A 13,792-nucleotide genomic window follows, 5' to 3' on the forward strand; every position below is an offset into this window, starting at 1 on the left:
CCTGACCCGGATCCAAACCTCATTGAGACGGAGAAATAGTGTGAAACACCTAGCGACCCTTTGTTCAGCCGGTATTTTTCTCGCAGCCTGTGCGCCCCTCGAAGTGACCACTCCCGCAGTCGAGGCGATTCCCTTCAACCAGAACGCCGCCGTCGGAATAGACGTCTACGGCACCGATCGCGCCCGCGGCGCAACCGTGCCGCCGTTTCGCGGGCAATCGGTCATCAACGTCCGCGCCGTCGATCGCGCCAACCGCATGGCAGAGCTGACCGGCGCCACCTGCACCCTGCGCACAGATACCTATTCGGCGACCGTCACCACGCCGGGCCGCGTGGTCGTGCCGAACTACGGCGCGCAATCCCCGGTCATCACGGCCACCTGTTCCGACGGCACCCGTCAGGCATCGACAACCACCAGCGTCACCAATGTCTCCGCCGAAGAGCGGGCCAGCGCCACGACCTTCGAGACGACACCGGCCCTTGGCGTGCTGGTAGGAACCATCGTCAGCCCCTCGACTGACACCTACGCCTACGACGATATCCGCGTCACCTTCCGCTGATCCCAAGGCCCTCCGGCTTGCGCTTGCACGCAATCTCCGCCACCCCCGGCGGGGACCGCAATCCGGGGGCCTCCATGAGCAAAGACATCCTCTTCCAGCCGCTCGATCTTCCGAACGGCACCCGCCTGCCCAACCGCCTCGCCAAAGCGGCAATGGAGGAGAACCTCGCCGATCCCGGCCAGATCCCCGGTTCACGCCTCGAGCGTCTTTACGAACGCTGGGCGCAAGGCGGCGCGGGTCTGCTCATCACCGGCAACGTCATGATCGACCCCTCCGCCCTGACCGGCCCCGGAGGCGTCGTCCTTGAGGCAGACAGCGACATCGCGCCCTTCGCCAAATGGGCCGAGGCCGCCCGGTCGAACGGCGCGCAGGTCTGGATGCAGATCAACCATCCGGGCCGCCAGGTCTATGCCGACATGCGCGAAGAGGCGGTCTCCCCCTCCGACGTCGCCGTTGCCATCCCCGGTTTCTCTGCCCTCTTCGGCAAGCCCCGCGCGCTGACGGCGGACGAGATCCCGGCCCTCGTCACCCGCTTCGCCGACGCCGCCGCCAAAGCCGAAGAAGCAGGCTTCACCGGCGTCCAGATCCACGCCGCCCACGGCTATCTCATCTCGCAATTCCTTTCTCCGCTGACCAATACCCGCACCGACGACTGGGGCGGCCCGCTCGAAAACCGCGCACGCTTCCTCTTCGACGTGATCGCCGCCGTCCGCGCCCGCGTCGCGCCCGACTTCTGCGTCACCTTCAAACTGAACTCCGCCGATTTCCAAAAGGGCGGCTTTGGCATCGACGACGCCAAATGGGTGGTCCAGCAGGTCAACACTATGCAGATCGACCTCGTCGAGCTATCGGGCGGCAATTACGAGACCCCCGCGATGCAGGGCATCTCCGACGATGCCAGCAGCACTCTGCGCCGCGAGGCCTATTTCATCGATTTCGCCCGCGACATCGCCTCGGTCGCGCAGATGCCGATCATGGTCACCGGAGGCATCACCCGCCGCGCCACCGCAATCGAAGCGCTGATGAAGGACGAGGCAGGCTTCGGCGTCTCGGTCCTCGGCCTTGCCCGCGCGCTGGCCTTCAACCCGGACCTGCCGAATGACTGGAAGGCGAACCGCAATCTCGACGTCACAATCCCTCAGATCGACTGGAAAATCCGCACCCTCTCAAGCCTTGCCACGATGGCGACCGCCAAGGCCCAGATCGAACGCATGGCAAAGGGCCGTCCGCCCAAACCGGGCCTGTCCCCCATCCTCGCCTTGCTAGATGAACGCCGGAACGCCTTTACCCGAACCCGCCGTTACCGCCGCTGGCGGCAGACGTCCCGCTAGGCCGCAGGCAACCCGTGTCTTTCGCGCCCCGATGCGGTTAACTCGCTCCATGACCCGTCTGACGCATCCGCATCCCGGCCCGATCCCGGACCCGCGCCCGTGATCGCCCATGTCGCGCTGCTCCTCGTCCTGCAACTGACCGGAGAGGCCGTTGTCCGCGCCACCGGCCTGCCCGTCCCCGGTCCGGTCCTCGGCATGGCGCTCTTTCTCGCGCTCCTTATCGCCCGGCCCCGCACCGCGAAGCAGGTCCAGCCGACCACCAGCGGCCTGCTCAGCCACCTGTCGCTCCTCTTCGTGCCCGCAGGCGTCGGGATCATCGGCCATCTCGACCGCCTCGCGGGTCAAGGCCTCGCCCTTTCCGCAGCGCTCTTCGGCAGCACCGTCCTGGCCATCGCGGTCGGGGCGCTCACCTTCAGCCTTCTGGCCAAAGACCGATGATCGAGATTTGGTCCTACCTCGCCGAAGGCCCGCTCCTCTGGCTGACCGCGACACTCATCGCCTATCTTGCGGGTGACTGGATGTTCCGCGCCTCGGGCCGCAAACCGTGGATGAACCCGGTCCTGCTCGCCGTCCTGCTGCTGGCCGGGCTGCTGACGGTCACCGGAACGAATTACGAGACCTATTTCGAAGGCGCGCAGTTTGTCCACTTCATGCTCGGCCCCGCCACAATCGCTCTGGCCGTCCCGCTCTACGGTAACCTGCACCACGTCAAACGCCTTGCCCTGCCGATCCTGGCGGCCCTCGTCGCGGGCTCGCTCACCGCGATGCTCAGCGCCGTCGGCATCGGCTGGGCCCTCGGCCTGCGCGCCGAAACGCTGCTGTCGCTCGCGCCCAAATCCACGACCGCTCCGGTCGCGCTTGGCATCTCCGAACAGATAGGCGGCTCCCCGACCCTCACCGCTGTCCTCGTGATCCTCACCGGTATTATCGGAGCCATCACAGTCACGCCGCTGCTCAACGCCATGAAGATCACCGACTGGCGCGCCCGCGGCTTTGCCACCGGCGTCGCCGCCCACGGCATCGGCACCGCCCGCGCCTTTCAGGTCAACGAAACCGCCGGCGCCTTTGCCGGGATCGGCATGGGCCTGAACGCCCTTCTGACCGCCCTGATCGCCCCCTATGTCGCGCGGTTGTTCCTCTGACGACAGGGTTGCGGCACGGCAACAGGCCCGCAGAAACTTAAGTAAAAGCAAATGAGTAAAGCCCCACGCCTAAAACCCGCCCTCTCGATCCGGTAACCGGGCCGGGCTCCGGAATTTCACGGAGCCAACGGAAGGATAACTCACTTGAAACTCTCCTATTTAGCGGCCGCCGCCGTGCTGGTGCTGGCCGGCTGCGAAGGTGCTGAAATCACCCAACCCCCAATCACCGTCACGCCCAAGAACCCGTCCGCCGCCGTCGGCCTCGACGTCTATGGCCGCGCCCGCGCGCAGGGCAGTCCGGTCCCGCGGTTCCGCGGCCAGGAAAGCGTTCAGGTCCGCACCCGTGCGCAACTCGAAGATGGCAGCAACGGAGAGCTGACCGGGGTGCCCTGCACCCTCGATTCTGGCGTTTACACCGCCTCTTTCACGACGCCCGCCAATATCATTGTTCCCGACTATGGCCCGGATTCACCCGCGCTCTTCGTGCGCTGCGTCCATGGTGAGAAGTCGAACTCTGTGACCATGCAGCCCGTCAATCTGACGGCTCAGGCCCGTTCGGCCAGTGCTGCCGGTGCAGGTCTTGTCGGAGCCATCGTGATCGGCGCCGTCAACGAGGCGCGCCGGAACAACGAAACCGACGATTTCGGCTACAATCCGATCACCGTCCGCCTGCGCTGACGTCTAGCAGGACAGCCGCGCGCGCTGTATTGCCTGATCTCCGGTCAGGCTGCCGGGCACCACGTCGCACCCGGTGGCCTGACCGATCGCCTGAGCCGCCTTTGACAGGATCGTCGCCGGACGGGCAAACTCCACATTCGTGCGAACTGAAGAGGCAGCGTCGCCCTTCCGGCGCACCTCGAACGTGCTGCCATCGACCTCCACCACGACCGGATCGATCCCACCGAATCCGACCGGGGCCGTGTTGCACCCGGCAAGGCCAAGCCCAAGAAGAACGAAAACCGGAAGGGGACGCGCCATGACACTCTCTCCACAAAAGTGGCCCAGCTATTGCGGAAAGGGGTTAACGATCGCTTAACCTCCAAGACTGGATCCTAAAGCGCCCGCGCGCTTTGGTAACTGCGATACCTGTGTGAAATCCACCGACCAAATACCGACGCAATACCGACCGGATACCGAAACCCCGATTTCCGGCAAATGGCGCCGTTAACCTTCGATTCGCCAACCGGTCCCAGGGCCGCTCAAGATCCCTTCCCCCGTTCCGCTACAGCCCCTATCCTGCCCCTCTCAGGACAGGAGCTTTCCATGACCGAAGACGCCGACCGCCACGCCGCCAAGATGGCCAAGAAAAAGGCCGCCCGCGATAAGATCATGGCCACCAAAACCGATGAGAAAGGCCTGATCATCGTCCATACCGGCAAGGGCAAAGGCAAGTCCTCCGCCGCCTTCGGGATGATCTTCCGCTGCATCGCGCATGGCATGCCCTGCGCTGTCGTGCAGTTCATCAAAGGCGGCATGTCCACCGGGGAACGCGATCTGATTCTCTCCAAGTTCTCAGAAGCTTGCCAGTTTCACACTATGGGCGAAGGCTTCACCTGGGAAACCCAGGACAAGACCCGCGATACCGAAATGGCGCAGGCCGCCTGGGCCAAGGCGAAAGAGCTGATCGCCGACGACACCAACCGCATGGTCCTACTGGATGAGGTCAATATCGCCCTGCGCTACGGCTATCTCGACATCGCAGAGGTGGTCGCCTTCCTGAAGGACGAAAAGCCCCCGATGACGCATGTCGTTCTAACCGGCCGCAATGCCCATGAGGACTTGATCGAGGCCGCCGATCTCGTCACCGAGATGGAGCTGGTCAAACATCCGTTCCGATCCGGCATCAAGGCGCAGATCGGCGTGGAGTTCTAGGCGCCGTCCTCGGGCGGCAGCGCGAAGGCGGGGTCGTCCAAAATCCCTGATGTTTCAATCAGTTCGATGGCCCTGTCCCGCGGCCCCGCGCCCCAAAGGGACAGCACCGCGCCTTCCCCGAAAGGTACGGTCATGCGGATCATCCCGATCTCGCCCGTGCCGACCTGATCATTGTCCTCGACCACCGGCGCTCCGCCGATCTCAAGCGGTGCCGGAGCTTCCCGTTCGACCGCCACGAAATTCGACGGGCGGTCCACCACTTCGGGAGGCGGCGCCGTCCCGATCATGTGCAACTCGACCTTGTCCCTGGGATCGCGGCGCACCATCACGAAAAACGTCGCATCCCCAGAGCGATAGACCGCTCCCGATCGATGCTCCCCGCTGCGCAAGGCCATCATGATCCTCTTTTCCTGATCGGCCAAAGCTGCCGTGCGGTCCACATCCTCCGGCGCCGCGTCCAGCCACCCCTCCTTCGGAACGGTTGTTCCATCCATGGCAAAATCGGTCGCGGCAAAGGGCTCGGCGATCGCAACACGCGTCCATCCCTCGACCTCGGGCAGCGGCGCGAGCATCTGATCCTCGGCCTTCGGCTCGAAGATACCAAGAACGCGCGACATAAGGCTGGGTCGTTCAACCCGTTCGCCGCTTTCGTCGACAACCCCCGCAACAGTCTGCGCGCGCTGCATTAAGTCAGTGTTCTGCTGCGCCCAGATAAGACCGAACACTACGGCGCCGATAATCGCGAAAAAAATCAGATGTCGCATCAGAAAGAGCCCCTCGTTTGGCGCTCACCTACCCCGAGAGACCGGCAAAAGTTTGGCAAGACGAGAAAATCGATTAACGAAACCGGCAAATTCATTAACCTTTACCCGCCGCCCGAACGTCACTCAGACTTTGACCCGTCGAAAGCGCCTCGGGATCGACCTTAAGCTCAATGATCCGCAAGCCAGAGCAATCTGCAACTTCCTGATAAATCGCGGGAAAATCATCTGTCCGCTCCACAACCCAGCCTTGCCCGCCATAAGCCCGCGCCAAGGCGGCAAAGTCTGGATTGGCCAGTTCGGTCCCGCTGACGCGCCCCGGATAGGTCTTTTCCTGATGCATCCGGATCGTCCCGTACCGCCCGTTATTCACAACGATAACAGTGACATCCACCCCATACTGCGCCGCGGTCGAAGTCTCGTTCAGCGTCATCTGAAAGCACCCATCCCCCGCAAAACAGACAACCGGCCTGCCGCGATGTTCAAGCGCCGCCGCGATAGCCGCCGGAAAGCCATAGCCCATCGACCCACTTGTCGGAGCAAGCTGCGTTCCAAACCGTTTGTAGACAAAGTACCGGTGAAGCCACGCTGCATAGTTTCCCGCCCCGTTGGTGAGGATCGCCTCTTCCGGCAGCGTATCGGACAGCCAGTTAACAATCCGTTCCAGCTTCACAGCACCCGGCGTTTCCTGCGGCGTGATCCAACGCTCGTAGTCGCTCCGCGCCTCGGCGCACCACGCCTCCCACCGCCGCGTCACGGCACAGTCCCTCAAAGCCGCCAGCACCGGCGGTGCGGGCGCGGATATTGCCATCTCCGCCGCATAGACCCGCCCGACCTCCCCTGCATCTGCATGGACATGCAGAATCGCCGGACCCGCTTCCAAAGGATCTGGCCGCTCGTACCCGCCGGTCTCGATATCGCCCAACCGCGATCCCAGAACCAGCAGCAGGTCGGCCTGTCGCATCCGCTCTCCAAGGCGCGGGTTGACCCCGACATTCAGATCGCCCGCATAGCACGGATGCCGGTTGTCGAGGTAATCCTGCCGCCGAAATCCGACCGCCACGGGGATCTGCCAAGCCTCTGAGAAAGCAGCAAGATCCTCAGCAGCCTGAACGGACCAGAGCGGTCCTCCGGCTACGATCATCGGGCGCTCGGCCTCGGCAAGCCGGGCGGTGATGCCCTCAGCAGCCCCCCGGTAGTCAGGCGGTATATCGACGGGCGGCACCGGGCGATCGGTGGTCTCAACAACTCCGCTCAGAACGTCCTCCTGCAGCGCAAGGACAACCGGCCCGGGTCGCCCGCTCGTCGCGATACGCCAGGCGCGGGCGATATACTCCGGAAGCCGCTCGGTCTCGTCCACCTCGGCCACCCATTTCGCCAGAGGCGCGAACATCGCGCGGTAGTCGACCTCCTGAAACGCCTCCCGGTCCCGGTGCCCCCGCGCGATCTGACCGACGAACAGGACCATCGGCGTCGAATCCTGCCGCGCCACGTGGATACCCGCCGACGCGTTGCACGCCCCCGGACCCCTTGTGACAAAGGCCACACCGGGCGCGCCCGTCAGCTTGCCATGAGCCTCGGCCATCATCGCCGCCCCGCCTTCATGACGGCAGACGACAGTCTCGATCCCGCTGCCGTAGAGCCCGTCCAAAGCGGCCAGAAAGCTCTCTCCCGGCACGCAAAAGACGCGGCGGACCCCGAACGCCTTCAGGTGATCGACAAGGATCTGCCCGCCATGACGCTCACTCATCAAGCGCCACCGAAACCTCGATCAGATTGCCGTCTGGATCCCGCACATAAAGCGACAGGATCGGCCCCGTGGCGCCCGTCCGGCGAACGGGCCCCTCCTCGATCGCGACACCCGCCGCATCGAAGGCTGCCCGCCACTCCTCCAGCGAAACCTCTGTCAGGAAACACAAATCCGCGCTGCCGGGCAGGGCAGCCATCGCTTTCGGCTCAAACTCATGGCCCGCCGCATGAAGGTTGATCTTCTGCGCGCCAAAGACCAGCGCCACCCGCGTCGATCCATCGGCGGGATAGAAGGTCTCGGCCCGCATCCCCAGAACGCCCTCGTAAAAGGCGACGGTCCGGTCGATATCGCCGACGGTCAGAACCAGATGATCAAGACGTGACAGCTCCGGCACAGCATCTCTCCTTCAGATGAGACCCAGATCCGCCATCGCATCCTTGATCCCGAGCCGGCTGCCCTGCTCCAGCGGCACAAGCGGCTTGCGAACCTCGTCGCTGCAGCGCCCCATCAGCGACAGCGCATATTTCGCGCCACAGAGCCCCGGCTCGGCAAAGAGCGTTGTATGCAGCGGCATCAACCGATCCTGAAGATCCAGCGCCGCCTTGTAATCGCCGTTCAACGTCGCTGCATGAAACTCCGCGCACAGCTTCGGCGCGACATTCGCCGTCACCGAAATACAGCCAACGCCGCCATGGGCGTTGAACCCGAGGGCAGAGGCATCCTCCCCGCTCAGCTGCACGAAATCCGTCCCGCAGGTGGCCCGCTGCTTGGAAACACGGGTGATGTCCCCCGTCGCGTCCTTCACGCCGATGATATTCGGCAGCCGCGCCAGGGCGCCCATCGTGGCGGGCGTCATGTCGATGACCGAACGCGGCGGGATATTGTAGATGATGATCGGCACCCCGATCTCGGCCACCGCTTCGAAATGGGCGATCAGCCCGCGCTGCGTCGGGCGATTGTAATAGGGCGTCACGACCAGGGCGGCAGCGGCACCGGCGCTCTTGGCCGCCTCGACCAGACGCACCGCCTCGTCTGTATTGTTCGACCCGGCGCCTGCAATCACCGGTACGCGACCTGCAGCCGCCTCGATCACGGCGGCAACAACCTTATCGTGCTCCTGATGGCTCAGCGTCGGGCTCTCTCCGGTGGTGCCGACGGGCACCAGACCGGTGCTTCCGGCGGCAATCTGCCACTCGACCAGCTCTCCAAGCGTTTTGAGGTCGAGCGCGCCGTCCTTGAACGGAGTGACGAGGGCGGGCATCGATCCTGAAAACATTGGGCTTTCCTTTAGAGAAACTGCTAGAGTGGCCAAATCGGCGCGAACCTAGGCCGGATCCGAACCTTTGCCAAGTTTGTGAGTTGTCTGACGGACAGCCTCGGATACCATCGCGGCAACCGAAACGGGATATCGACACGATGCTCAGATTCGCCATCGCCTGCGCAGCGGGCCTTTCCATCACATTTCCGTCCTTCGCACAGGACGGCCAGACTGGGGAAACAGAAGAGACGGTCGTCGAACAGACGCCCGCCGACTTCATCAACCTCGCGTTGCGCGAGATGGCATCAGGTGACTGGACGACGGCCCGAACCGTCGCTTCTGGCGCAGGTCCCGAAGGCGCGACCTTTGTCACATGGCGGCTCCTTCGCGACGGCGGCGGCCGCTTCCAGGATTACGCCAGCTTTATCCGCGCCAACCCAGGCTGGCCTCAGATGGACCGGATCCGCGCGGAAGGCGAAAAGAAGATGCCGCGCAGCATCGCGGCGCAGGACGTGCTGGATTTTATCGGAGAGACCGAACCCCAGACCGGGATCGGCGTTCTGAGGCTGGCCGATGCCTATCGTGCAACGGACCGCCCAAGCGAGGCAGAAGCGCTCCTGATCAAAGCCTGGCAGACCATGCCGCTGACCGATGCGGTCTATGACAGGATGCTGCGCGAGAACGGTGCGATCCTTGCGCCCCATCACGAAACCCGCGTCGACAACATGCTCTGGCGTGGCCGGATCACCGATGCCCAGCGTCTGATTTCTCGGCTGGACGAAGATTGGCAGGCACTTGCCAAGGCCCGCATCGCGCTGCGCCGCAACTCCGGTAATCTCGACGCTTTGATTGAGGATGTCCCAGAGGAGCTCGCCGATCATCCTGGCCTTGCCTACGAACGCTTTCGCTGGCGCATGGCCAAGGGCCTCACCGACGACGCGATTGAGCTTTTGGCCGCCCATTCGACCAGCGCGGAAAAGCTCGGCCAGCCGCAGGCGTGGTCCAACCAGCGCAGGCAAATCGCGCGTGCTGCGATGCGATCAGGCGAAGACGATCTGGCTTATATTCTAGCCTCTAACCACTTCACCGAAAGCGGCATCGCCTTCACCGATCTGGAATGGTTGTCCGGCTACCTCGCTTTGCGCAAAATGGATGATCCGATCACGGCCTACCGGCACTTCTCCAATCTTGATCGCACCGCTAGAACGCCGATCTCCATCGGACGCGCAGGCTACTGGCAAGGCCGCGCCCTTGACGAGATCGGGGCGGTCAACGCTGCCCAGATCGCCTACCGCCGCGCCGGTCAATACCAGACCGCGTTCTACGGCTTGCTTGCTGCCCAGAGGGCGAACCTGCCCGCCGATCAAGCGCTTGCCGGAACCGAGCGGTTCGGCGATTGGCGCGCGGCAGATTGGGCCCAGACCGATGTTGCCAAGGTTGCCATGTGGTTGGAAGAGGCCGGTCGCCGCTCCATGGCTGAGGTGTTCTTCCTGCGCCTCTCCGATGATCTGGACCGGACCGGTCTGGGCCAGCTTGGTCATCTCCTGACCGAACGCGGAGCCTCCCATATTGCTGTTCGCGTCGGCAAACGCGCCGCCGAACGCGGCATTGTCCTGCCGGAGATCTACTTTCCGCTTCACCCCCTTGCTGAAGAAGATATGAACGTTCCGCAATCGCTCGCGCTCGCTATCGCGCGCCGTGAAAGCGAATTCGATCCTGTGGTTTCTTCGCCCGTTGGCGCACAGGGCCTCATGCAGCTTATGCCCGCTACTGCGCGTGAGGTTTCGGGCTGGTTGGGGGAGCCTTATCTCAAGGCCAAACTGACAACCGATCCTCCCTATAATGCCCGGCTCGGGATCGCCTATCTCGAATGGCTGAAAGGCCGGATGGGCAATACGCCTGCAATGATTGCCGCAGGGTACAATGCCGGACCCGGCCGTCCCTTGCGCTGGACGGATACGTTCGGCGACCCCCGGCTTGACGACGTGGATGCCGTCGACTGGATCGAACACATTCCTTTCCGCGAAACCCGCAACTACGTCATGCGCGTGACCGAAAGCATGCCGGTCTACGAGGCGCGACTGACAGGCCGGGTAAACCCGGTCGATTTCGAGCAACTCATCAAGGGGATCAAACCGATTACCCGCCCGACTGCGCGGCCATCCGCGCGGGATGTCGATGTGCTCGTGGCAGAGCAGGATCGCGGGCTCGAGACGTTCCGGCCCCAGGCACGGCCGACGGTGCAGGGCTCCGTCTCCACTCAGGGACCCACTCCCGCATTCGAGATCCGGCCTAACTCACCCGAGGACGCTCCCGCCACAGAGTAAAAAGGCCCGCTCCTACAACAATCATCGCGCCGATCGCGACATTCGGCGCGATGACCTCGTTGAAAACGCTCACTCCAATGACAGCCCCAAAGACCAGCTGAAAATAGGCAAAGGGCTGCACCGCGCTCGCCTCGGCCACCTCATAGCAGCGGATCAGCAGCCAGTGCCCGGTCACGCCGGTCACACAAAGCGCGGCCATCCAGCCCCAATCGGGCAGCGTCATCGGCTCCCATGCCCAAACGCCCACCAGCGTCATCGCAACCGCCCCGGTCGTCCCCGTCCAGAAAAAGCTGGTTGCCGTTGTGTCCTGGCGCGCCGCATAACGCGTCAGCAAACCGTAAAGCGCAAACATCAGCGCAGAGATAAGCGGAATGATCGCCTCGACCGCAAATACCCCCGCCCCGGGCTGCAGTATGACCAGCACGCCGACAAAGCCCACGCCGATCGCCACCCACCGCCGCCAGCCGACCCGCTCCCCCAGGACCGGCCCGGAAAGGGCCGCGACCAAAAGGGGATAGCAGATAAAGATCGCATGGCTCTCCACCAGCCCCAGAATGGTAAAGGCGAGTACCATCACGCAGATCTCAGCAGCCAGCAGAATGCCCCGAAACGCCTGCAGGACTGGCTGACGGGTCCGCGCCGCCTCCCGGATCGATCCTTCCCGCCGTGCCGCGATCGCCATAACGAAAGAGGCAAAGAACCAGTACCGGATCATCACGATCATCAGTACGTTATACTCGCCCGCCAGATGCCGCGAAATCCCGTCCTGAACCGCAAAGACAAAGGTCGTCAGCACCATCAAGGCGATGCCAAACCGCGTGCCGCTCATCCCAGTCGCCCGATGCTCATATGCCGCTTGCGCCCGTAACCCGGCACACGGCTGACCTCGAACCCTGCATCCTCCAGCGCCCGCCGCACATGCCCGGCGGCGGTATAGGTCGCAAAGGTTCCGCCCTTGGCCGTATGCCGCCCGACCTCCGCCATCAGATCCGGCTCCCACAGCTCCGGGTTCTTCGCCGGTGAAAACCCGTCGAGGAACCAGGCATCCGCGTGCCCGCCCCAGTGGGGCAAAGTCGTCCGCGCGTCCCCTCCGATAATCTCCAGCACCAGCCCCAGCGCCACTTCGCGCGCTCCGGCCCCGAGCGGTTCCGCCAATAGCTGTCCTACCAACGCTTCAAGTTCCGGAAACCGCCCCAGGGCTCGGCGCATGTCCTCGGGGCTCGGCAGCGCCAGCTCGAACGACGTAAAGCTAAGCGGCTGCTTCGGCCCCGCCTCCCAAAGGCGCCACAGCGCCAGAAAACTCAGCCCCGTTCCGAATCCCAGCTCCGCCACGCGAAGCGGGCCATCTAGCCTCTCCTCGATCCGGTTGCCATGCAGGAACACATGCTCGCTCTCGGCAAGCCCGTCCTGCAGCGAATAATACGGATCGTCAAAGCGCACCGAGAGAGGCGTGCCGTCCGTCCACGCGATCTGGCCTGTCATGGCGGGATATCCTAAGCGGGTCTCAACGCGACAATGACGAGGCCGCCCCGCGATGACAATTGCCGATCTCACCGTGCGCGGCGCGGGTATCTTCGGCCTCTCGGTCGCCTATGCCTGCCTGCGCCGAGGCGCACTCGTGACGGTCGTCGACCCGAACGGCATCGCCTCCGGCGCCAGCGGCGGGATCGTCGGCGCGCTCGCACCGCACGTGCCTGAAAACTGGAATCCCAAGAAGGCGTTTCAGCTCGAGAGCCTTCTGATGGCAGAAGAGTATTGGGCCGACGTCACGGATCGAACCGGACTTGAGACCGGCTACCTGCGATCAGGCCGCCTCCGGCCCATCCCGGATGATGACGCGCTCGCCCTCGCCCGCCGCCGTGCACAAACCGCTCGCGACCTTTGGCAGGACAATGCCACATGGGAGATCACCTCCGATCCCGGCCCCTTCGCCCCCGTTAGCCCGACCAGCCTCTGGATCCGCGACACGCTCTCCGCCCACCTGCATCCGCGCCGGGCAACGCAGGCGCTGGCCAAAGCGGTCGAGACCTTTGGTGGATTGATCCAAACCCACGCGCCTGAGGCCCCCATCGAAGTCTGGGCCACTGGCGCATCAGGCCTCACCGATTTGTCACACCAACTGAACCGCACCGTCGGCACGCCGATCAAGGGCCAAGCCGCCCTCCTCGATCACGACGCGGCAGGCGCGCCGCAGCTTTTCGCGGACACGCTCCACATCATCCCGCATACCGATGGCACAACCGCCATCGGCTCCACCACAGAGCGGGAATTCGACGACCTCTCCACCAACGCCCAGCTCGACGCGCTCATTGACCGCGCCAAGGCGGCCGTCCCGGCCCTCGCCGCAGCCCCGGTGATCGCCCGCTGGGCCGGCCTACGCCCGCGCGCCCGCAGCCGCGCCCCTATGCTCGGCCCCCATCCCGCCCGCGAGGGCACCTATATCGCAAACGGAGGCTTCAAGATCGGCTTTGGCATGGCCCCCTTGATCGGAGAGGTCATGGCCGATCTTATCCTCGACGGCCATGACCGCATCCCCGCCGGGTTTCGCGTCACCGACAACCTCTAGTGTCAGGGCTCTAGCGCCCACTTCTCCACCAGTACCACTCGCCCTGCCGGTCCACGATCGCCATTAGGCGTCGACGCTCCTCCGCAGAGGATGTCCGCCGCCGCTTCTCTTCGAAGGGAAGATGGCGGTCCTGCCGAAGGGCCGAACGGAACGTCTCATTCAGTAATCCCAACATGTCAGCTCTCCTTTTGTGACTGACATCAGAGATACCTTTCCCCTATAATCA

16 protein-coding genes are annotated in these 13,792 nt (G+C 64.0%); 8 read left to right on the forward strand and 8 right to left on the reverse strand.

Going from position 1 to position 13,792, the window contains the following annotated elements; genetic code table 11:
• Positions 1–103: 103 nt before the first annotated feature.
• The 5 genes from AAD018_RS14710 (at position 104) to AAD018_RS14730 (ending at position 3,710) form a co-directional block, all read left to right on the forward strand.
• Positions 104–559: a hypothetical protein gene (locus tag AAD018_RS14710; RefSeq protein WP_412005285.1), complete on the forward strand. Its 456-nt coding sequence runs from the start codon at positions 104–106 to the stop codon at positions 557–559.
• Positions 560–633: 74 nt separating this feature from the next.
• A complete protein-coding gene (locus AAD018_RS14715; protein WP_367315414.1) occupies positions 634–1,890 on the forward strand; it encodes an NADH:flavin oxidoreductase/NADH oxidase family protein in 1,257 nt (418 codons plus the stop codon).
• Between the two features lie 99 nt (positions 1,891–1,989).
• On the forward strand, positions 1,990–2,328 hold the full coding sequence (locus tag AAD018_RS14720) for a CidA/LrgA family protein (protein ID WP_367315413.1): 339 nt from the start codon (positions 1,990–1,992) through the stop codon (positions 2,326–2,328).
• Positions 2,325–3,032: an LrgB family protein gene (locus tag AAD018_RS14725; RefSeq protein WP_367315412.1), complete on the forward strand. Its 708-nt coding sequence runs from the start codon at positions 2,325–2,327 to the stop codon at positions 3,030–3,032. The genes AAD018_RS14720 and AAD018_RS14725 overlap by 4 nt, the downstream gene beginning before the upstream one ends.
• Before the next feature lie 144 nt (positions 3,033–3,176).
• Positions 3,177–3,710, forward strand: coding sequence for a hypothetical protein (locus AAD018_RS14730; protein ID WP_367315411.1), 534 nt, complete (start codon positions 3,177–3,179; stop codon positions 3,708–3,710).
• 3 nt (positions 3,711–3,713) lie between these two features.
• On the opposite strand, the gene AAD018_RS14735 is transcribed toward AAD018_RS14730, so the two are convergent.
• On the reverse strand, positions 3,714–4,010 hold the full coding sequence (locus AAD018_RS14735) for a hypothetical protein (RefSeq protein WP_367315410.1): 297 nt from the start codon (positions 4,008–4,010) through the stop codon (positions 3,714–3,716).
• 285 nt (positions 4,011–4,295) lie between these two features.
• Between AAD018_RS14735 and cobO the strand changes: the two genes are divergently transcribed.
• Entirely contained in the window at positions 4,296–4,904 is a 609-nt protein-coding gene (gene cobO, locus AAD018_RS14740; RefSeq protein WP_367315409.1) for a cob(I)yrinic acid a,c-diamide adenosyltransferase, read from the forward strand.
• Here cobO and AAD018_RS14745 read toward each other — a convergent pair.
• The 4 genes from AAD018_RS14745 to dapA all read right to left on the reverse strand — a co-directional run bounded on the left by AAD018_RS14745 (position 4,901) and on the right by dapA (position 8,691).
• Positions 4,901–5,668: a hypothetical protein gene (locus AAD018_RS14745; RefSeq protein ID WP_367315408.1), complete on the reverse strand. Its 768-nt coding sequence runs from the start codon at positions 5,666–5,668 to the stop codon at positions 4,901–4,903. The genes cobO and AAD018_RS14745 overlap by 4 nt on opposite strands.
• Before the next feature lie 94 nt (positions 5,669–5,762).
• Entirely contained in the window at positions 5,763–7,415 is a 1,653-nt protein-coding gene (locus AAD018_RS14750) for a thiamine pyrophosphate-binding protein (protein WP_367315407.1), read from the reverse strand.
• Complete coding sequence (locus AAD018_RS14755; RefSeq protein WP_367315406.1) at positions 7,408–7,809, reverse strand: VOC family protein; 402 nt, start codon at positions 7,807–7,809, stop codon at positions 7,408–7,410. Before AAD018_RS14755 ends, AAD018_RS14750 begins: the two co-directional genes overlap by 8 nt.
• Positions 7,810–7,821: 12 nt before the next feature.
• On the reverse strand, positions 7,822–8,691 hold the full coding sequence (dapA, locus tag AAD018_RS14760; RefSeq protein ID WP_367315405.1) for a 4-hydroxy-tetrahydrodipicolinate synthase: 870 nt from the start codon (positions 8,689–8,691) through the stop codon (positions 7,822–7,824).
• 140 nt (positions 8,692–8,831) lie between these two features.
• Between dapA and AAD018_RS14765 the strand changes: the two genes are divergently transcribed.
• Positions 8,832–11,000 (forward strand): lytic transglycosylase domain-containing protein, encoded by a 2,169-nt coding sequence (locus AAD018_RS14765; protein ID WP_367315404.1) that lies wholly within the window; start codon positions 8,832–8,834, stop codon positions 10,998–11,000.
• Here the strand turns inward: AAD018_RS14765 and AAD018_RS14770 are convergent.
• A complete protein-coding gene (locus tag AAD018_RS14770) occupies positions 10,966–11,829 on the reverse strand; it encodes a DMT family transporter (protein WP_367315403.1) in 864 nt (287 codons plus the stop codon). The genes AAD018_RS14765 and AAD018_RS14770 overlap by 35 nt on opposite strands.
• Positions 11,826–12,482, reverse strand: coding sequence for a tRNA (5-methylaminomethyl-2-thiouridine)(34)-methyltransferase MnmD (mnmD, locus tag AAD018_RS14775; protein ID WP_367315402.1), 657 nt, complete (start codon positions 12,480–12,482; stop codon positions 11,826–11,828). The genes AAD018_RS14770 and mnmD overlap by 4 nt, the downstream gene beginning before the upstream one ends.
• A 52-nt stretch (positions 12,483–12,534) precedes the next feature.
• Between mnmD and AAD018_RS14780 the strand changes: the two genes are divergently transcribed.
• Positions 12,535–13,566, forward strand: coding sequence for an NAD(P)/FAD-dependent oxidoreductase (locus tag AAD018_RS14780; RefSeq protein ID WP_367315401.1), 1,032 nt, complete (start codon positions 12,535–12,537; stop codon positions 13,564–13,566).
• Between the two features lie 10 nt (positions 13,567–13,576).
• On the opposite strand, the gene AAD018_RS14785 is transcribed toward AAD018_RS14780, so the two are convergent.
• Positions 13,577–13,741, reverse strand: a complete 165-nt coding sequence (locus AAD018_RS14785) for a hypothetical protein (RefSeq protein ID WP_367315400.1) — start codon at positions 13,739–13,741, stop codon at positions 13,577–13,579.
• Positions 13,742–13,792 lie beyond the last annotated feature (51 nt).

Source organism: Aestuariibius insulae (genome assembly GCF_040783535.2).
Lineage (GTDB): Bacteria > Pseudomonadota > Alphaproteobacteria > Rhodobacterales > Rhodobacteraceae > Aestuariibius > Aestuariibius insulae.